The organism is Microbacterium sp. Root61 (genome assembly GCF_001427525.1).
Classification (GTDB): domain Bacteria; phylum Actinomycetota; class Actinomycetes; order Actinomycetales; family Microbacteriaceae; genus Microbacterium.
The window spans coordinates 87046-106176 of the sequence record NZ_LMGU01000002.1; the positions used below are offsets into that span (position 1 = coordinate 87046).

At 69.9% G+C, this 19131-nt stretch carries 15 protein-coding genes; 9 read left to right on the forward strand and 6 right to left on the reverse strand.

Annotated elements, in window-relative coordinates:
- Positions 1-2: 2 nt before the first annotated feature.
- On the reverse strand, positions 3-1649 hold the full coding sequence (locus ASD65_RS16705; protein WP_056225303.1) for a thiamine pyrophosphate-binding protein: 1647 nt from the start codon (positions 1647-1649) through the stop codon (positions 3-5).
- Between the two features lie 142 nt (positions 1650-1791).
- Positions 1792-2523 carry an IclR family transcriptional regulator gene (locus ASD65_RS16710; protein ID WP_235566819.1) on the reverse strand — a complete coding sequence of 244 codons (732 nt, stop codon included), beginning with the start codon at positions 2521-2523 and terminating at the stop codon, positions 1792-1794.
- 111 nt (positions 2524-2634) lie between these two features.
- Between ASD65_RS16710 and ASD65_RS16715 the strand changes: the two genes are divergently transcribed.
- The 5 genes from ASD65_RS16715 to ASD65_RS16735 all read left to right on the forward strand — a co-directional run bounded on the left by ASD65_RS16715 (position 2635) and on the right by ASD65_RS16735 (position 8085).
- The gene (locus tag ASD65_RS16715) at positions 2635-4536 is read left to right on the forward strand and encodes an FAD-binding monooxygenase (protein ID WP_056225307.1); all 1902 of its coding nucleotides are present in this window, start codon (positions 2635-2637) and stop codon (positions 4534-4536) included.
- Between the two features lie 101 nt (positions 4537-4637).
- Positions 4638-6143 carry an NAD-dependent succinate-semialdehyde dehydrogenase gene (locus tag ASD65_RS16720; RefSeq protein WP_200948728.1) on the forward strand — a complete coding sequence of 502 codons (1506 nt, stop codon included), beginning with the start codon at positions 4638-4640 and terminating at the stop codon, positions 6141-6143.
- 103 nt (positions 6144-6246) lie between these two features.
- Positions 6247-6606 (forward strand): YidH family protein, encoded by a 360-nt coding sequence (locus ASD65_RS16725; RefSeq protein WP_056225316.1) that lies wholly within the window; start codon positions 6247-6249, stop codon positions 6604-6606.
- On the forward strand, positions 6603-6959 hold the full coding sequence (locus ASD65_RS16730) for a DUF202 domain-containing protein (protein WP_056225320.1): 357 nt from the start codon (positions 6603-6605) through the stop codon (positions 6957-6959). Before ASD65_RS16725 ends, ASD65_RS16730 begins: the two co-directional genes overlap by 4 nt.
- Before the next feature lie 52 nt (positions 6960-7011).
- Positions 7012-8085: a winged helix DNA-binding domain-containing protein gene (locus tag ASD65_RS16735; protein WP_235566820.1), complete on the forward strand. Its 1074-nt coding sequence runs from the start codon at positions 7012-7014 to the stop codon at positions 8083-8085.
- 12 nt (positions 8086-8097) lie between these two features.
- Here the strand turns inward: ASD65_RS16735 and ASD65_RS16740 are convergent, their stop codons facing one another.
- Positions 8098-9540, reverse strand: a complete 1443-nt coding sequence (locus ASD65_RS16740) for an XRE family transcriptional regulator (RefSeq protein WP_056225327.1) — start codon at positions 9538-9540, stop codon at positions 8098-8100.
- Between the two features lie 119 nt (positions 9541-9659).
- Here ASD65_RS16740 and ASD65_RS16745 point away from each other — a divergent pair, with 119 nt between their 5' ends.
- Positions 9660-11549 (forward strand): phosphoenolpyruvate carboxykinase (GTP), encoded by a 1890-nt coding sequence (locus tag ASD65_RS16745; protein ID WP_056225330.1) that lies wholly within the window; start codon positions 9660-9662, stop codon positions 11547-11549.
- 81 nt (positions 11550-11630) lie between these two features.
- Here the strand turns inward: ASD65_RS16745 and ASD65_RS16750 are convergent, their stop codons facing one another.
- A complete protein-coding gene (locus ASD65_RS16750) occupies positions 11631-13601 on the reverse strand; it encodes an ABC transporter ATP-binding protein (protein ID WP_056225333.1) in 1971 nt (656 codons plus the stop codon).
- Between the two features lie 34 nt (positions 13602-13635).
- The gene (locus tag ASD65_RS16755) at positions 13636-13851 is read right to left on the reverse strand and encodes a hypothetical protein (RefSeq protein WP_056225336.1); all 216 of its coding nucleotides are present in this window, start codon (positions 13849-13851) and stop codon (positions 13636-13638) included.
- Positions 13852-14036: 185 nt separating this feature from the next.
- Between ASD65_RS16755 and ASD65_RS16760 the strand changes: the two genes are divergently transcribed.
- Positions 14037-15632: a M20/M25/M40 family metallo-hydrolase gene (locus ASD65_RS16760; RefSeq protein ID WP_082561959.1), complete on the forward strand. Its 1596-nt coding sequence runs from the start codon at positions 14037-14039 to the stop codon at positions 15630-15632.
- 154 nt (positions 15633-15786) lie between these two features.
- Here the strand turns inward: ASD65_RS16760 and ASD65_RS16765 are convergent, their stop codons facing one another.
- Entirely contained in the window at positions 15787-17409 is a 1623-nt protein-coding gene (locus ASD65_RS16765) for an AMP-binding protein (RefSeq protein WP_056225340.1), read from the reverse strand.
- Positions 17410-17685: 276 nt separating this feature from the next.
- On the opposite strand from ASD65_RS16765, the gene ASD65_RS16770 reads away from it, so the two are divergent.
- Positions 17686-18108: a MarR family winged helix-turn-helix transcriptional regulator gene (locus ASD65_RS16770; RefSeq protein WP_056225343.1), complete on the forward strand. Its 423-nt coding sequence runs from the start codon at positions 17686-17688 to the stop codon at positions 18106-18108.
- A gap of 73 nt (positions 18109-18181) precedes the next feature.
- Complete coding sequence (locus ASD65_RS16775) at positions 18182-19123, forward strand: ABC transporter ATP-binding protein (RefSeq protein ID WP_056225348.1); 942 nt, start codon at positions 18182-18184, stop codon at positions 19121-19123.
- Positions 19124-19131: the final 8 nt, after the last annotated feature.

A 19131-nucleotide genomic window follows, 5' to 3' on the forward strand; every position in this document is an offset into this window, starting at 1 on the left:
GGTCAGGAGTTCACGCGGATGATCTCCTGCTGGTACGGGGCGATCACGGTGCCCGAGATCCGGCAGTCCAGGAGCAGGAACGGACGGGATGCCGCATCCTCGGCCGCCCAGGTCTCGAGCCGGTCGAGATCGGCGAGGGTCCGCACGACGACGCCCTCGGCACCGACGCCGGCCGCGAGGGCAGCGAAGTCGACCTCGGGGATCAGCATCGGCGCTTCGGCCAGGCCCTTGAGTCCGTAGAGGTTGACCTCGGCGCCGTAGGCGGCGTCATTCCAGACCACGGCGACACCGCGGCCGCCCGCGACCCGCACAGCGGTCTCCAGGTCGGCGAGCGCCATCAGCCCGCCGCCGTCACCCGTCGTGAGCACGATCGTCGCGTCGGACTGAGCCTGCGCCGCACCCGCGACCGACGGGAAGCCGAGGCCGATCGACTGGAACGCGGTGCCCACCATCATCATGCGGTCGGGGGAGGCGACCGGCCAGTACATGTTCGCCCAGCCGATGAAGTGCCCGCCGTCCGAGACGACGACGCGATCCTCGGGCAGCAGCGCCCCGATGCGCGCCGCGACCGAGCGCGGGTCGAGCCGTCCGTCGGCGGCGAGATCCTCGCCGGGCGCGTACCCCCGCGCCGCGGGCACGTCGACGTGTTCGCGCCAGCCGCTGGAGGTCGCGTCCTGCAGTGCGTCCGCCAGCTCGCGGGCCACGACACCGGCGTCGCCGCGCACGAAGCCGCCGACGTACGGGTGGGTGGCGGCGGGCGCGACGTCGACCTGGAACACACGGGTACCGGGGGCGAAGAGGTCGCCGAAGCGCATCGTGAACTGGTTCAGGGATGCCCCGAACACGACGGCGACGTCGGCTTCGCGCACGAGCTCCATCGCTCCGTCGGCACCGAAGCCGCCGGTCACGCCGAGGTCGAACTCGGCACGGGGGAAGACGCCCCGCCCGAGTGCGGTCGAGGCGGTGAGCGCGCCCACGGCGTCGGCCACCTCGCCCAGGGCGGCACCCGCGTCGGAGATCCAGGCCCCGCGTCCGGCGAGCAGGAACGGCCGTTCGGCGCTCGCGAGGGCGGCGGCGATCTCGGCGACCGCGCCGTGCGCGAAGGGTCCGGCGGGGGTCAAGGGCTGCGGCAGGCGCGGCTCCGGCGCGTCGGGCACGGGCCCGGCCTCGAGCGCGGCGACGTCGTACGGGATGGCCAGCACCGTCGGCACGCGGTAGGTGAGCGCGTGTTCGATCGCGATGATCGTGGTGGCTGCGGCATCCGCTCGCCCGACCGTGTAGGTGCGGGCGCCGACGGCCGAGGCGAGTGCGATCTGGTCGACGTCCCAGGGGCGCGGGCCTGAGGTGGGCTCGTCGCCGACGACGAGCACGAGGGGGACGTGCGCCTGCACGGCCTCGGCGAGGGCGGTCAGGGTGTTGGTGAACCCGGCGCCGTAGGTCGAGGTGGCGGCAGCCAGTCCGCCGCCGGCGCGGTGGTAGGCGTCGGCCGCGACGACCCCGCCGGCTTCGTGGCGAACGGCGGTGTACCCGACGTCGGTCGAGCGTTCCAAGGCGTCGAGGAAGTAGGCGTTGCCGTTGCCCATCACCCCGAACACGTGGTCGATGTGGCGGGCGAGGGTCGCGGCGACGTGCGCGGACACAGTGGGCATGGGTGCTCCAGAGACAGGGACGGATGAATTCCGTATGTGTCTCGCGGGCGGCGGATGCCGCGGCTACGTGCCCCTTTTTCGAGCACCGGTGGGCGACTGCGCCCCGCCGGACGGTTCGAGTATAGGCGGATCGAGGTCGCCGTCAGCCGCCGAGGGCGTCGCGAATCACCTGCGCCGAGCGCTGCAGTCGGGCCGCGATCTGCGCCGGGTCCTCTGCGCTGCCGACATGGACGACGGCGATCGCCGCCGGTCGCTGGCCGTGGCGCAGGCGCAGCGGAACCGCGACCGCCTGGACGGTCGGGATCACCTCGTCGTGGCTGGTGGCCCAGCCGCGCAGCGCCGCCTCGGCGACTTCTGCACGCAGTCGCTCCGAGATGCCCGTCGGCCATTCCGTGCTCGGCAGGATCGACAGGATCGCCTTGCCCGGCGCACCGACGAGGACAGAATGACGTGCGCCCGGACGCTGCGCCACCGAGGCGACGGCATGGCGGGGCTCCACGCTCGCGAGCGTGATGCACTGGTCGTGGTCGAGCACCGCGAGGAAGCAGGTCATGCCGAGCTCGTTCGCGATCGCGGTCAGCTCCGGGAGGGCCTCGGCCTGCAGGTCGTGGGCTACTCCTGCGGCGAGGGCGGCCATCCGTGCGCCGAGCTGAACCTGCCCGGCGCCGTCGCGCGTGACCAGGCCGTGGTCCTCCAGGGTGCGCAGCAGCCGGTAGGCGACGGAGCGGTGCACCTCCAGTCGGCGCGCGATGTCGTCGATCGAGAGCGGTCCGCGTGCATCGGCGAGGATCTCGAGAATCTGGATGCCGCGGCTCAAGGTCTGCGAGGCCGGCGTGGGGACCGTCGTCATCGTCGCCTCCTGTTGCCCGGTCATGCGAGACCGTATACGATCTGTTCAGTAGTAGAACGATGTGTTCGAATATAGAACACGCCACGTCAGGCCGCAAGCCCGTCATCTCGACATCGCCGTCCGAGGAGGACCCCCATGCAGTTCCATCACCACGGGTACGTGTCGGCGGATCCCCGCGTCCAGCCCGCGGCCGGTACCGGCCTCGATCGCCCGACCGAGCTTCCGGACGAGATGGACGTGCTCATCGTGGGCAGCGGCCCCGCAGGAATGCTGCTGTCGGCGCAGATGTCGCAGTTCCCGGGCGTCACCACGCGCATGATCGAGCGTCGCGACGGCCGACTCGTGCTCGGCCAGGCAGACGGCATCCAGCCGCGCTCCGTCGAGACGTTCCAGGCCTTCGGCTTCGCCGAGCGCATCGTCGCCGAGGCGTACAACATCGGCTACATGAACTTCTGGGGACCCGACCCGGCGAACCCGCGCAATATCGTGCGCACCGCCCGGACCGAGGACTACGGCTTCAAGATCAGCGAGTTCCCGCACCTGATCGTCAACCAGGCCCGCGTGCTGGACTACTTCGCCGAAGCCGCCGCCCACGGGCCGGGACGCATCGCCCCCGACTACGGCATCGAGTTCGTCGGACTCACGGTGCACGAGGCGGGAGAGTACCCCGTCGAGGTCACCGTGCGGTACACGGCGGGGGAGCGCGAAGGCCAGGACCGCACCGTCCGGGCGAAGTACGTCGCCGGGTGCGACGGCGCGCGCAGCGGCGTGCGCGAGGCGATCGGCCGTACGCACGTCGGCGACTTCGCGGCGCACGCGTGGGGCGTCATGGACGTGCTGGTCAACACCGACTTCCCCGACTGGCGCACCAAGTGCGCGATCAACTCCGAGGCGGGCAACATCCTGCACATCCCGCGCGAGGGCGGGTACCTCAGTCGGATGTACATCGACCTCGGCGAGGTGGCCGCGGACGACGACCACCGCGTGCGCCAGACGCCGATCGAGGAGATCATCCGCAAGGCGAACGCCATCCTGCACCCGTACGCGATCGACGTGAAGCAGGTCGCCTGGCACAGCGTGTACGAGGTCGGACACCGCGTCACCGACGGGTTCGATGACGCCCCGGCCGACGGCGCACGCGACCCGCGCGTCTTCCTCACCGGCGACGCCTGCCACACGCACAGTGCGAAGGCCGGGCAGGGCATGAACGTCTCGATGCAGGACGGGTTCAACCTGGGTTGGAAGCTCGGACACGTGCTCACCGGCCTCAGCCCGGCCTCGCTGCTGGCGACCTACACCGCCGAACGGCGCCCGGTCGCGCAGCAGCTGATCGACTTCGACCGCGAGTGGTCCACCCTGATGGCGCGCAAGCCCGAGGAGATCACCGACCCGCAGGATCTCGCCACGTACTACCTCGCGACCGCGGAGTTCCCGTCGGGGTTCATGACCCAGTACGGCCCGTCGATGATCACGGGCGCGGCTGCGCATCAGGAACGTGCGGAGGGCTTCCCGCTCGGCAAGCGCTTCAAGTCCGTCGAGGTCACCCGCGTGTGCGACGGCAACGCCGTGCACCTGGGACACCATGCCAAGGCCGACGGCCGGTGGCGGGTGTACGCGTTCGCCGACACGGCGACCGCAGGCGAGGCATCCGCTCTGGCTTCGTGGGCCGAGTGGATGTCCTCGCCGGAATCTCCGGTGAGCCGGTTCACACCCGCCGGAGCCGACGTCGACGCCGTCTTCGACGTCAAGGCGATCTACCAGCAGAGCTACGACGAGGTCGACATCGCCCGCGTGCCCGCGGCGTTCCTGCCGAAGACCGGGCCGCTGGGCCTGACCGACTGGGAGAAGGTCTACGCGGCCGGGCCGAGCGCCTGGAACTCCGCCGACATCTTCGCCGAGCGCGGGCTGTCTCGCGACGGCGTCGTGATCGTGGTGCGCCCTGACCAGTACGTCGCGGCAATCCTGCCGCTGCAGGCGCGCGACGAGCTGACCGCGTTCTTCGCGCAGTCGCTGCTGCCGCAGACCGCCGACGCCTGAACCGCCACCGCGGAGAACCAAGCGTCCCTGCTGTACACCGTGTATATACGCCTGGGCGAGGCCTCCGGGCCAGAATTGCCCATAGCCGACCGAATGCGCCGATGCTGAGGCATCCGAAGACGAGGGAGTCACTTGTGACAGAGAACCGCGAGACCGAACTTCTGGCCAGTGTGCCCGATGGCCTCTTCATCGGCGGCGAGTGGGTCGCCGCGTCCGGAGACCGCACCCTGAAGGTCTACGACCCGGCCACCGGCGACGTCATCAAGACGATCGCGGATGCCTCGCCCGAAGACGGCATGAAAGCGCTGGATGCCGCAGCCGAGGCCGCCGCATCGTGGGCGGCGACGCCGGCCCGCGTGCGCGGCGAGATCCTGCGTCGCGCGTTCGACCTGCTGCAGGAGCGCAAGGAGGACTTCGCCCTGCTGATGACGCTCGAGATGGGCAAGCCGCTGGCCGAGGCCCGCGGTGAGGTCGCGTACGGCGGCGAGTTCCTCCGCTGGTTCTCCGAAGAGGCGCCCCGGGTGCAGGGCCGCTACGGCGCGAACCCCGAGGGCACCGGCCGGATGATCGTGTCGCAGCATCCCGTCGGGCCGTGCTTCCTCATCACTCCGTGGAACTTCCCGCTGGCCATGGCGACGCGCAAGATCGCGCCCGCGCTGGCCGCAGGCTGCACCGTGGTCATCAAGCCGGCCGAACTCACTCCGCTCACGACCCTGCTGTTCGCGAAGCTGCTGCAGGATGCCGGCCTGCCCAAGGGCGTCGTCAACGTGTTCTCCACGTCCACCTCCGGCGCGGTGTCCGGCCCGATCATCGCGGACCCCCGCCTGCGCAAGCTCTCGTTCACCGGCTCCACGCCGGTCGGGCAGAAGCTGCTGCAGCAGGCATCGGTCAACGTGCTGCGCACCTCGATGGAGCTCGGCGGCAACGCCCCGTTCGTCGTGTTCGACGACGCCGACCTCGACAAGGCCGTGGAGGGCGCGATCGCCGCGAAGTTCCGCAACATCGGACAGGCGTGCACCGCGGCCAACCGCTTCATCGTGCACCGCTCCGTCGCCGACGAGTTCGCCCGTCGGGTCACCGAGCGCGTACAGGGCTTCGCGACCGGTCGCGGCACCGAGGACGGCGTCACCATCGGACCCCTCATCAACGAGGCGGCCGTGGAGAAGGCCTCCTCGCTCGTGCAGGATGCGGTCGCCCGCGGCGCCGTCGTCACCACGGGGGGCGCACGCGTCGAGCGCGCCGGCACGTTCTACGAGGCGACCGTCCTCACCGACGTCCGGCCGGGCAGCGACATCCTCCGCGAGGAGATCTTCGGGCCGGTCCTCGCGATCGTCCCGTTCGACGACGAGGACGAGGCCGTGCGCCTGGCCAACGACACCGAGTACGGACTGGTCTCGTACGTCTACACCGAGAGCCTGTCGCGCGGTCAGCGCATGATCGAGCGCCTCGAGACCGGGATGATGGGCCTCAACGTCGGCGTCGTCTCGAACGCGGCGGCACCGTTCGGCGGCTGGAAGCTCTCCGGCCTCGGCCGCGAAGGCGGCGCAGAAGGCATCCACGAGTACCTGCAGACCAAGTACACGCTGACGGCCAACCCGTTCGCGTGACCCTCTGAGGAGGCGCATGCCGTGGGGCCACTGGGCCCACGCGCCCAGAGGCTCCGCGCAGCGCGGAGAGGGCGTGGGGACATCCGCCTCCTAGGATCGAGGCATGACGGACAACCGCTTCCCCCGCTCGGTCTACGGCGCGGGCAGCGAGCCGGATCCGCGCTTCAGCCTCGCCAACGAACGGACCTTCCTCGCCTGGATCCGCACGGCGCTCGCGCTGGTCGCGGTCGGCGTCGGGGTGGAGGCGCTCGCCCTCCCGATCCACCCGGTGCTGCGCTTCATCGCCGCCGTCGCCTTCGTGCTCCTGGCCGTGCTGGCCGCCGTGCACGCCTGGCTGTCGTGGCGGGCGAACGAACGGTCGATGCGGCTCGGCCGGGCACTGTCGGGCCAGACCGTCTCGCTGGTGCTGGTCATCGGCGTGGTGCTGGCCACCGGACTGATCGCCGTCGGCATGTTCCTATGAGCAGCGTTCCGGCGGACGCCGATCCGCCGTTCGACGAGGGACTGCAAGTCGAGCGGACGCTGCTCGCATGGCGGCGCACGTGTCTCGCGCTGGCGGTCGGCAACGCGATCGCGATCCGATACCTGACCGAGGCGCTGGGGCTGGTGGCGGCGCTGGTCGGCGTCATCGGGCTGGTGCTCTCGGCGGTCGCCTGGATCCTTTGCACGGTGCGCTATCGCCGCGTGCACCGCGGGCTCGTGCGTGAGGCGGTCCTCGTCTCGGACGGCCGCCTGCCCGCGATGCTCGCCGGATCCGTGCTCGCGGCGACCCTCGCCGGCGTCGTGATCATCTTCGTGCTCTGGCGGCCCTGGTAGCGATGATCCATCGCGGACCGAGGATGTCCGCATCCCGCGGCATGATGGCACCGTGAACACGACCATCGAGCGACGCCTGCGCTCGCACCGGCTGTCCGCCCCCGCGCCGAGCATCGCGGAGGCCGCGATGCACATGCTCGCGACACAGGGGCAGGAGTTCTGGGGAGGTCGCTGGGCACTGGCCGCCCGCACCCGCGGCACACCCACCGTCTCCGACGTCGACGCCGCATTCGACCGCGGTGAGATCGTGCGTTCGTGGACGATGCGCGGCACCATCCACGTCATCCCCGCGCGCGATCTGGCGTGGGTGCTGTCGATCACCGGCGAGCGGCAGCTGCGTAGCGCCGCCGCCACCCACCGCGCCGAGGGCATCGACGAGGCCGAGATCGCGCGCGCCGAACGTGCCGTGCGCGCCGCGCTCGGCGGTGGAAACCGCCTCGCCCGCAAAGAACTGTTCGACGTGCTCGAAGGCGCGGGGATATCCACCGCGGGGCAGCGCGGCTACCACCTGCTCGTCTCGCTCTCCATCCGCGGCGTCGTGTGCCAAGGACCGGTCGTCGCGCGCGAGGGGGGACCGAGTCGCGAGCAGTACATCGTGCTCTCCGAGGAGTGGCTGCGGGATGCCGCCTCCCCGGCCGATCCGCTCGCCGAGATGTTCGTCCGCTTCATCGCCTCGCACGGTCCGGCGGGCGCGCGCGACTTCGCCTGGTGGTCGGGGCTGCCCCTCGGAATGGCGCGCACGGCCGAGGCCGCGGCATCCGATCGTCTCGTGCAGGTCGCCGACGACCCGGAACCCGCCTACGTCGCCGCCGGCCCCGCGTTGCGGCGCACGCCCGGAGCGCCCGAGGTGATCGCCCTGCCGCCGTTCGAGGAGTACTTCATCTCGTACAAGGACCGCACGGTCGCCCTGGCTCCGGAGTTCCTCCGGCACGTCGGACCGAGCCTCAACGGCATCGTCAAGCCGATCCTCGTCGCCCGCGGCGAGATCGTCGGGACGTGGAAGCGCTCGGTCGCGGTCGGCCGGCACGTCGATGACCCCGTGCCGGATCTGTTCGACTCGGAGCTGGCCACGGACGCCGAGATCGGGGCCGCACTCGAGCGCTACCGCCGCTTCATCACGGGTTGACCCGCACGAGGCTCACTCCTCGGCGTGCCGCTCCAGGAACGAGTACACCTCGTTGTCGTCGACTCCGGGGAACGCGCCGCGGGGAAGCGGGGAGAACATGTGCATGTGCACCCGGGCGCTCGGCCAGGCCTTCCCGTCCCACCGCGCGGCGACGTCGGTCGCCGGTCGACGGCAGCACGACTCGTCGGGGCAGGTCGAGGTCGCGCGCTTCTGCGTCTCGCGGCCGCGGAACCACTTCGCGTCGTCGAACGGCACGCCGACGGTGACGGAGAACTCTCCGGCATCCGTCGCCCCCGTCTGCGTCGAGCACCAGAAGGTGCCGGCCGGAGTATCGGTGTACTGGTAGTGCTCGGTCGTGCGGTTCTGCTCGCCGAACGCGGAGCGCGCCGACCACTTTCGGCAGACGATCTGACCCTCGACCGAGCCGGTGACATCCATCGGCACCGGGAGGTCGTCGTTCTCGTAGACGCGCGTGATGGCTCCCGCGCCGTCGACGCGGAGGAAGTGCAGCGGGATGCCGAAGTGGTGCGTGAGCAGGTTCGTCATGCGCATGCCGGCAGCCTCATGCGTCACGCCGAAGGCGTCGCGAAAGTCCTCCACGGCGAGGTCCCGGTCGCGCTTGGCCTGCGTGAGGAACGCGACCGACGCCGTCTCGGGCATCAGGCAGCACGCGGCGTAGTAGTTGATCTCGAGCCGCTGCTGCAGGAAGTCGGCGTAGTCGGTCGGGCGCTGGTGGCCGAGCAGCCGGTGCGCCATCGCCTGCAGCGCCATCGAGCGCAGGCCGTGTCCGCCCGGGATCGAGGCCGGCGGCAGGTAGATGCGCCCGTTCTCGAGGTCGGTGACCGAGCGTGCCGAATGGGGCAGGTCGCTGACGTACAGCAGTTCGAAGCCGAGCTGCTCGGCCATGATGCTCACCGTGCGGTGCGTCAGGGCTCCCGAGACGTGCCCGGCCGACTTCAGCTGCTTCTCGGCGAGCTTCTCGATCTCGGCGAGGTAGTTGTCGTGCTCGCGCATGCGCAGCCGCAGCTCGGTGTTGGCCCGCCGCGCCTCCTCCGGGGTCGCGATCGTCTCGCGTTCGCGGCGCTGCAGCTCGCGGTGCAGCCCGAGCACGGACTCGATCGTCTCGTCGCTCATGCCCTTGGTGATCTTTACGGGCGCGACGCCGAGCTGGCGGAACACGTTGCTGGACTGGGCGCGGGCGAGCTCGATCTCCAGTGCCGCGCGCCGGTTCGGCGGCTCGGTCGAGAGGAGGTCGGTCACGTCGATCCCGGTGGCCGCCGCGATCGCCTGGAGGAGCGAAAGCTTGGGCTCGCGCTTGCCGTTCTCGATCAGGCTCAGCTGGCTGCCGGCGACCCCGACCAGCTCTCCCAGCTCGTCGAGCGTGAATCCGTGCGACACACGCTGATGACGGATGCGGTGACCCAGGGTCGACAGCTCGAGGGAGGTGGCAGGCATTCCTTGATGTTATCGAAAGAATCGAGGATCTTGACACCACGAGTCCGAGCAAACTGCCCGAAAGGCGCGGGAAAGTAGAGAGGAACACAGATCTGACGCCAATCGAGGAGGAACAGATCATGGCTTTGGCCGACATTTTCACCCGTCCCATCACTCTGCCCGGCGGCTCCGCGCAGCCCGCGGCCCGCACGTTCGGCGAGCGCCCGCAGGAGAGCGGCGACGCCATGGCCGAGCTGTATGCATGGGTGGACGAGATCGCTGCGCTGACGCAGCCCGCTCGCATCCACTGGGTGGACGGCTCGCGCGCCGAGAACGACGCCCTGCTGCGTGAGATGGTCGACGAGGGCAAGCTCATCAAGCTCAACCCCGAGTGGCGTCCCGGCTCGTACCTGGCCCGTTCGCACCCGAGCGATGTCGCCCGCACCGAGGGGCGCACCTTCATCGCCTCCGAGCGCGAAGAGGACGCCGGTCCCACGAACAACTGGGCCGACCCGGCCGAGATGCGCGTCACCATGAGCGAGATCTTCGAAGGCTCGATGCGGGGCCGCACGATGTACGTCGTGCCCTTCTCCATGGGCGCGGTCGGCGGACCCCTGTCGCACATCGGCGTGCAGGTGACCGACAGCGCCTACGCGGTGACCTCGATCGGCATCATGACGCACGTCGGCTCGGCTGTGCTGCGCGAGATCGCCGGTGGCGCGCACTGGGTCAAGACCGTGCACTCGGTCGGTGCGCCGCTGGCACCGGGGGAGCAGGATGCCGCGTGGCCCTGCAACGACGAGAAGTACATCGTGCACTACCCGGACACGCTCGAGGTCTGGTCGTTCGGATCCGGCTACGGCGGCAACGCCATCCTGGCCAAGAAGTGCTTCGCGTTGCGCATCGCCTCGGTGATCGGCCGCAACGAGGGCTGGCTCGCCGAGCACATGCTGCTGATCCGCGTCATCGACCCGGCCGGCCGCGCGTACCACGTCGCCGCCGCGTTCCCGTCGGCGTGCGGCAAGACGAACCTCGCGATGCTGCGCCCGACGATCCCCGGCTGGCGCGTCGAGACGCTCGGCGACGACATCGCGTGGCTCCGTCCCGGCGAGGACGGCCGCCTGTGGGCGATCAACCCCGAGGCCGGCTTCTTCGGCGTCGCGCCCGGCACCGGTGAGACGACCAACGTCACCGCGGTCGAGACGCTGTGGGGCAACACGATCTTCACGAACGTCGCACTGCGCCCCGACGGCGACGTGTGGTGGGAGGGTCTGACCGACGAGGCTCCGGCCGAGCTCACCGACTGGGAGGGCAAGCCCTGGACCCCCGCATCCGGTCGTCCCGCCGCGCACCCGAACTCGCGCTTCACCGTGGCGGCGGCCCAGTGCCCGCAGATCGCGCCGGACTGGGATGCCCCCGAGGGTGTGCCGCTGGACGCAATCCTGTTCGGCGGCCGACGTGCCACCAACGTCCCGCTCGTGGTCGAGGCCACGGACTGGACGCACGGCGTCTTCCTCGGCTCGAACATCTCGTCGGAGCGGACCGCCGCAGCCGAAGGCACGGTCGGCGAGCTGCGTCGTGATCCGTTCGCGATGCTCCCGTTCTGCGGCTACAACATGGCCGACTACTTCGGGCACTGGCTCAAGGTCGGGCAGAAGCTGCGCTTCGACCGCGCGCCGCGCATCTTCCAGGTGAACTGGTTCCGCAAGGGTTCGGACGGACGCTTCCTGTGGCCCGGCTTCGGCGACAACTCGCGCGTCATCGACTGGATCATCCGTCGCATCGACGGCGAGGTCGGCGCGATCGACAGCCCGATCGGGCGTCTGCCCAAGACGGAGGACCTCGACCTCGACGGCATCGACGTCTCGGCGGCCGACCTCGAGGAGCTCTTCGCGGTCGACCCGGAGATGTGGACGCAGGAGGCCGACCTCACCGAGGAGTTCTACGCGACCTTCGACGGCCGTGTCCCCGCCGCACTCCAGTCCGAGCTGTCCGCGCTCCGCTACCGCCTAAAGACCGCGCAGCAGTAGCACCGACCCGCGAGCTCACAAAAACGGCACGCAAACCCTCGGGTTTGCGTGCCGCTTTTGTGAGCTCGCGGGACGTGCCGGTCAGACCAGGAGCTGGTGCTTCGCGAGGTCGCGGTAGAGGGGCGTGGAGGCGACCAGCTCGGAGTGCGTGCCCTGACCGACGACGCGGCCATGGTCGAGCACGACGATGAGGTCACTGTCCACCACGGTCGAGAGGCGGTGGGCGATCACGATCAGCGTGCGGCCGGTCGACACCTCGTCGAGGGCATCGCGCATCCGCTGCTCGTTGAGACCGTCCAGCGAGGAGGTCGACTCGTCCAGGAGCAGGATAGGCGGCGCGGCCAGCAGCGCCCGCGCGATCGCGAGGCGCTGACGTTCACCGCCGGAGAGCATCACGCCGCTCTCGCCGACCTGCGCGTTCACGCCGAGCGGGCTGCGCTCGAGCACCTCGGTCAGGTTCACCGCGTGCAGCACGCGCTCGCAGTCGGCATCGGATGCCTCGGGGGAGGCCAGCCGCAGGTTGTCGGCGATCGTCCCGGCCAGGGTCGGGGCATCCTGTTCCACGTAGCCGAGCTGCGCGCGCAGCTCCTCGCGCGGGAGCGTGCGCACGTCGCGTCCGTCGAGGAGGATCGCGCCTTCGGTCGGGTCGTAGAACCGCTCGATCAACGCGAGTGTCGTGCTTTTGCCCGCGCCGGACGGACCGACCAGCGCCACCCGGGCCCCGCGCGGCACGCGGAACGAGACGCCGTGCAGCACCCCGGCGGTCTCGGACGTCACCGCATCCGGTGTCGCGTCATCCGTCACTGTTGCGATCGCCGTCGTGGACGGCTCGAGGTGCACGCTCTCCAGCACCCGCACGGCTTCGGCCTCGGCTGCGGCCCGCGCCGCGACGACGTTCTCGGGGTAGGCGAAGTGCACGTCGGCGAACTCGATGGCGGCGGCCGGCTCCGCGGTGGGCGCAGCGGCAGCGGCGACCTGCGCGGCGATGGCGGCATCATCCTGCGCCTCGGTCGGGAGGTCCAGGACCTCCTGGATGCGCCCCAGCGCGCCCAGCGCCTGGTTGACCGAGGTGATCGCGCCGAACGTCGAGCCGAGCGGCGCGATCAGCATGAACAGGAACATCACGAACGTGACGAGGTCGGCGACCGTGATGGCTTCGGATGCCACGCGGTAGCCGCCGACGCCGAGCACCACCAGCAGCGACACCTGCAGGGCGACGCTCGCGACCGGCACGACCAGGGCCGACACCTTCGCGATGCGCACGCCCACGGTGTAGGCCTCGCTCGCCAGTCCCGTCACCGCGTCGATTTCGCGCTCGGTGGCGCCGGCGGCGCGCACGGTCCGGATCGAGCCGACGGCCCGCTCGACACCCGAGGCCAGTTCGCCGACCTTGACCTGCTGCTCGGTCGATGCGGTGCGGATGCGTCCGCTCAGCAGCACCACGCCGACCACCGAGATGCCGATGACCAGCACGATCAGCGCGAGCAGGATCGGGTCGATGATCGCCATCGCGATCAGGGCGCCGAGGAAGATGAGCACGTTGCCGACCGCGTCCGCGAGCCCCTGCGTGAGCACGGCGTACAGCAGCGTCGTGTCGGTCCCGACGCGCGAGACGAGGTCGCCGGTGCGGCGCGCGTCGAACTCGCTGATCGGGAGGTGCAGGATGCGGGCGATCAGCTTGCGCCGGCTGGAGTAGACGACGGCGGTGCCGGTGCGCTGCAGGAGGAAGTGCTGATATCCGCCGATGACGGATGCCACGACCACGAACCCGACGAGAGCCCACACCAGCGCGCCGAGGGGCTGCTGCTCCTGAACCCGCGTGATGAGCTGGCCGACCAGCAGCGGCTGGGCGAGGGTCGCGATCGCGCCGAGGATGCTGAGGATCGCCACGATGACGAGCACTCGCTTGTGCTCGAAGACGAACGGGAGCAGCTGACCCAGCGTGGCGCGGGGGCCCTCCGGCGGCGTGCGACGAGACCCGCGGCGGGATCTCGGAGCCGGAGCCGGGGCCGGAGCTGTTGGGGCGGAGGGTTCGGGGGCAAGCGTGGACATGCGTGTTCCTTGCGATTGCGTGCGAGGGGGAAGGCTACCTTCGACCGTACTTCTTGTGAGTGGCCTGTCGGGTCACCCCGAGGGCTCCGGCGATCGCCTGCCAGGAGTACCCCATGTTGCGAGCGCGCCGCACCTGCACCTCTTCGGCGCGTGCGAGCTCGCGGCGGACCTCGGCGAGGCGGTGCAGCTCGGCGATCGGCTCCGCGTCGCCCGAGGCGCCGACCAGAGTGCTGAGGTCGTCACTACTCATGTCGTCGCCTTCGGGTCGAGATGCCGGTCGTGGGATCAGTGTCAACCTTAGTTGCGTTGCGGCGGAGTGTCAATCTAGGTTGACGTTCGGGTGGCAGCGGGTGCCCTATCGCGCGCGCACGACGATGGCTAGCGTCGTAGCGTCGGCGGTCACCGACGATCTCCGACGGTTCGAGAGGAGAGACCATGTCGTTCAAGACCCACAAAATGGGTGTGGCGATCGCTGCCACGGCCATGGTGGCAACGGTCGGGCTGGCATCGCCGGCCTTCGCCGTGCCCGAGGCGGATACCGTCACCAAGCTCACGCGAGCGGTGAAGATCAGCCAGGTGATGAATCACCTCAAGGCGTTGCAGGACATCGCCGACGACAACGGCGACCGGGCCGCAGGGCGCCCGGGATACTCGGCGTCCGTCGACTACGTCGTCCAGCAGCTCACGCGCGCCGGCTACACGCCGGAAGTCCAGGAGTTCCCCTTCACCTACGCCGAGGAGAACTCCACCCTCTCGCGGCTCGATCCCGCCACGACCTGGGTCGACGGCCAGGACTTCCTGCGGAACAACTTCGACTCCGGCAGCCCGGAGGGCACCGCGACCGGGCCGCTGCAGCTGGTGGACATCGTCCAGCCCTTCCCCGCGAACGGAACCAGCACCAGCGGGTGCGAACCGGAGGACTTCGCCGGCTTCGTACCCGGCTCGGTCGCTCTCATCCAGCGCGGGTCCTGCGACTTCTCGCTCAAGGCCGTGAACGCCCAGGCGGCGGGAGCCTCGGCAGTGATCGTGACAAATGACGGTCGACCAGGGCTGGTGGGGATGATCGGTGACGCAACCGGACTCACGATTCCCGCCGTCTTCGCGGCCTCCGCCGTCGGCGAGGATCTCGCCTCCACGCCCGGAGCGGTGGTGACGGTGACCGTGGACTACTTCGCCGAGGAGCGGACCGCGTTCAACGTGTTCGCCGAGACGAGCACCGGCGATGACGCCAATGTCGTCATGGCGGGTGCGCACCTCGACAGTGTCCAGGACGGAGCCGGCATCAACGACAACGGCTCCGGCAGCGCCGCGCTGCTGGAGACTGCGATCCAGATGCAGCGGGTCCAGCCGACCAACACCGTCCGGTTCGCATGGTGGGGGGCCGAGGAGGAGGGGCTGCTCGGTTCGGAGCACTACGTGGCCAACCTCACCGCGGAGCAGCAGGATGCGATCGCGCTGTACCTGAACTTCGACATGATCGGCTCGCCGAACTACTTCTACGGGGTGTATGACGGCGACAACTCGAGTGGAACGGCTCCTGACGGGTTCATCCCCGAGGGCTCCGCGGCGATCGAGGACGTCTTCCAACAGTTCTACGACTCCCAGGGGTTGCCGTATCAGGACACCGACTTCTCCGGCCGCTCGGACTACGGGCCGTTCATCGCGGTCGGAATTCCGGCCGGAGGCCTGTTCACGGGCGCCGAGGAGATCAAGACCGCCGACGAGGCCGCGCTCTACGGCGGGCTTCCCGGGGAAGCGTACGACCCGTGCTACCACCAGTCGTGCGACAGTCTCACGGCGGACGGCGCGGATCAGGCGCTGTACAAGGCCCTGAACAAGGCGTACAAGCAGCGCCTGACGGGCAACGTGAACCGGACGGCACTGGATGTGAACTCCGATGCGTTGGCCGCCGCGGTCATCACCTTCGCGTTCGACACCTCGTCGGTGGATGCCACGGCGGATACCTTCGGTGCGAAGTCGTTCGGATCGGGCATCGACCTCAACGCCTTGCGGGACCGCTTCACCCAGTAGGGCCGGGCGGCTGATCCGAGCACGACGGGAGCCCCGATCGCAGAAGCGGCCGGGGCTCCCCTCGAGTGGCCGCGGCGGGCTCAGCAGTGCGGCCCCCGGCCCTCGGGTGTCTATCGCGCGGAGGGGTGAAGCATCCGCCCTCGGGTGTCGCCGCTCATCGGGCGGCCGCCGTGCGCAATTCGTCGAGCACGCCCGCGGTGAGGGCCGGCATGTCGATCTTTCCGTGCGGGCTGCGCTCGAGTGAGGGGCGCTCGAAGATGTGCCGAGGCTTTTTGTATCCGGCGAGGCGCTCATCGACGTGGGCGCGCACCTGCCCCGTCGTGGCGTCTGCTCCGGGCAGCAGCACGACGACCGCCGCGACGACTTCGCCGAAGCGGGGGTCGGGGATCCCGAAGACCACCGCGTCGCGAACGGCGGGATGCGACAGGAGGGCCTGCTCCACTTCGGCGGGGTAGACCTTCTCGCCACCGGTGTTCACGACCGCGCTGCCCCGACCGAGCAGATCGACGCAGCCGTCGTCCAGCACTTCCGCCCAGTCGCCGGGCATGACGTGGCGGACGCCGTCGATGACCGGGAAGGTGGCACGGGTCTTCTCCTCATCCCGGAAGTAGCCTTTCGGCAGCCTTCCGCGGAAGGCCAGGATGCCGCGACGCCCGGGCTGATGCTGCACGTCGATGAGGTCCTCGTCGAGGACGACCGCGCCGGGCAGCAGGCGCAGCCGGCCGGGGAGGTCGGCGACGGAGGTCGTCACGTTCACCGCGTACGGTCCGCCCTCGGTCGAGGCGAGGAGATCGGTGATGACGATGCGCCCGAGCCCGTGCAGCCGCTCTTTCGTGGTGACGCTGAACCGCATCCCGGAGCTGATGACCGACGCCACGTCACCGAGCGAGCTCAGTCCCGCCGCTTCGGCCGCCTCGAGGATCGGCAGCGCGACTGCATCGCCCGCGACGATCAGGCGGGTGGCCCGTTCGTCGACGGCGAGCCGGATCGCCTCGGCGGCATCCAGTCGCGCCGCGTCATGGATGACAACGGTCCCCCCGAGGACGAGGGTGTTCATCGAGCTGAACAGTGCGGTGCCGTGCATGAAGGGTGCGAGCGGAAGTGTCGCGGTGCGCGGTGTGGCGGGGTCGGCGGCGATCCGCACGACGTCGTCGATCGTGTCGGGGTAGGCGAGCCCGATCGGGCCGTAGATCGAGTACATCTGCACGTCGAGGATGTCCTCCGCGGCCCACACGACGGCGCGCGGCCTCCCCGTAGTGCCCCCGGTGTACAGCCGCACCTCACCGCCCGGAGGGGGTGTGGCAGGCAGTTGACCCGGTACGTCGACGATCCCGGCGAAGTCGAGCGCCGTGCCGGCGGCTGCTCCTTCGTCTCGGGCCTGGATGAGCGCCGGTGACTCTCCGGTGCGCTCTGCGACCAGGCCGATCGCGGCCTCCGCGACCTCGGTGCAGGACGTCGTCGTGATGAGGACCACAGCCTCGGAATCTTCGAGCAGATCCGCCACCTCGCCCGCGCGGTAGCGGAAGTTGATCGGGACCGGCGCGATGCCCGTCGCGAGGCAGGCGAACAGCGCGACGAGGTACTCGGGGCGGTTGTACATCAGGATCGCGACCGAATCGCCCGCGCGCACGCCCGATCGGGTCAGATGCTCGGCGAGGGCGCCCGCTTCGTGCGCGAACTGCGCGTAGCTCAGCGTGCGGTCGCGCGTCACGATCGCCGGCCGTTCCGGGAGGGCTCGCGCGAGGGCCTGCCATACGTCGCTGTAGTGGCCTGTCATGGCGCCCCTCAGCTCAGGGGCGGCGGGTCGAGTGACTCCCCGCGCAGCGTGGTGAGATCCTCGACGGCGGTCGAGGGGGCGACGGCCTCCTGCATGCTGTTCTCCTTCGAACGCGTGTGCCAGTGGGCGGTGCACGCAACGCCGTGGACTCGCAACACCTGAATTCAGGTTAACTGACGTTGGAGCCGGTGTCTTCTTTCGTTCCGCTGCGCTACCCTGAACCCACATCTGGGGAGATGGGGATGGGGAGCGATGGAGCGCCACAATTTCGTTTACATGATCAAGCAGTTGGAGCTGGGGCTCCGGCCGCGCTTCTTCGAAGCGTGCGCGGCGGCGCAGCTCACCGCTGCGCAGTACACCGCGCTGACCGTGCTGGAGCGCCGACCGGGGATCACCAGCTCGGAGCTGGCACGCCGGTCGTTCGTCCGCGCGCAGACGATGGCCGCAACGATGGATCCGCTGTTGGATGCCGGGTACGTGCGCCGCGAACGGGACCCCATGCACGGCCGCCGCATCCTGCTCTCGCTCAGTGAGAAGGGCATCGACGCGGTAGCCCGCGCGGCGCCGCAGTTCGATGCGCTGGAGGAACTGCTCGTGTCCGACCTGAGCGAGAAGGAGCGCGCCCAGTTCGCGGACTACCTGCGTCGCTGTCGCGAGGCGCTGGACCGCGCTGGACACCGCGTGCCCGTCGTCCACTAGGGCCGACGTACCGCGGACACACCTTGCAGGCCGAGGCCTTCGGGGTGTCGTCCGCGCGCGTTAGGGTGGTGCGGTGCCAGCCCCCGTGATCATCGCCGACCAGCTCGTCAAGACGTATGCGTCCAAGGGCAAGCCCGACTTCGTCGCCGTCGACGGGCTGTCCTTCGAGGTCGCGCCGGGGGAGTCCTTCGGGCTGCTCGGCCCGAACGGCGCGGGCAAGTCCACCACCATGAAGATGATCGGGGCGGTCTCGACGCGCACGAGCGGGAGTCTCAGCATCCTGGGACTGGATCCCGACCAGTACGGACCCGAGATCCGTTCGCGGCTCGGCGTCGTGCCGCAGCAGGACAACCTCGACGGCGAGCTCAACGCGCGCGAGAACCTCTACATCTACGGACGCTACTTCGGTCTGCCCGGCAAGGTGTGTGCGCAGAAGGCCGATGAGCTGCTGGCCTTCGCGGCGCTCGAGGACAAGGCCAAGAGCAAGGTCGACCAGCTCTCCGGGGGCATGAAGCGTCGCCTGACGATCGCCCGAGGGCTCATCAACGACCCCCGCATCCTGCTGCTGGACGAACCGACCACGGGGCTCGACCCGCAGGCGCGCCACGTGCTGTGGGACCGCCTGTTCCGCCTCAAGGAGCGCGGCACGACACTGGTGCTGACGACCCACTACATGGACGAGGCCGAGCAGCTCTGCGACCGTCTCATCGTGGTGGACAAGGGCAGGATCATGGCCGAGGGCACCCCGGCATCCCTCATCCGCGAGTACTCCAGCCGCGAGGTGCTCGAGGTGCGCTTCGGCTCCGACCGCAACGAGCAGGTCGCCCCGCAGCTGCAGGGCATCGGCGACCGCGTGGACGTGCTGCCCGACCGCATCCTGGTCTACGCCGACGACGGCGAGCGGGCGCTGGAGCGCATCACCGCGCTGGGGCTGCAGCCCCACACCTCGCTGGTGCGCCGGTCGAGCCTCGAGGATGTGTTCCTCCGTCTCACCGGACGGACGCTGATCGAATGAGCGGCGTC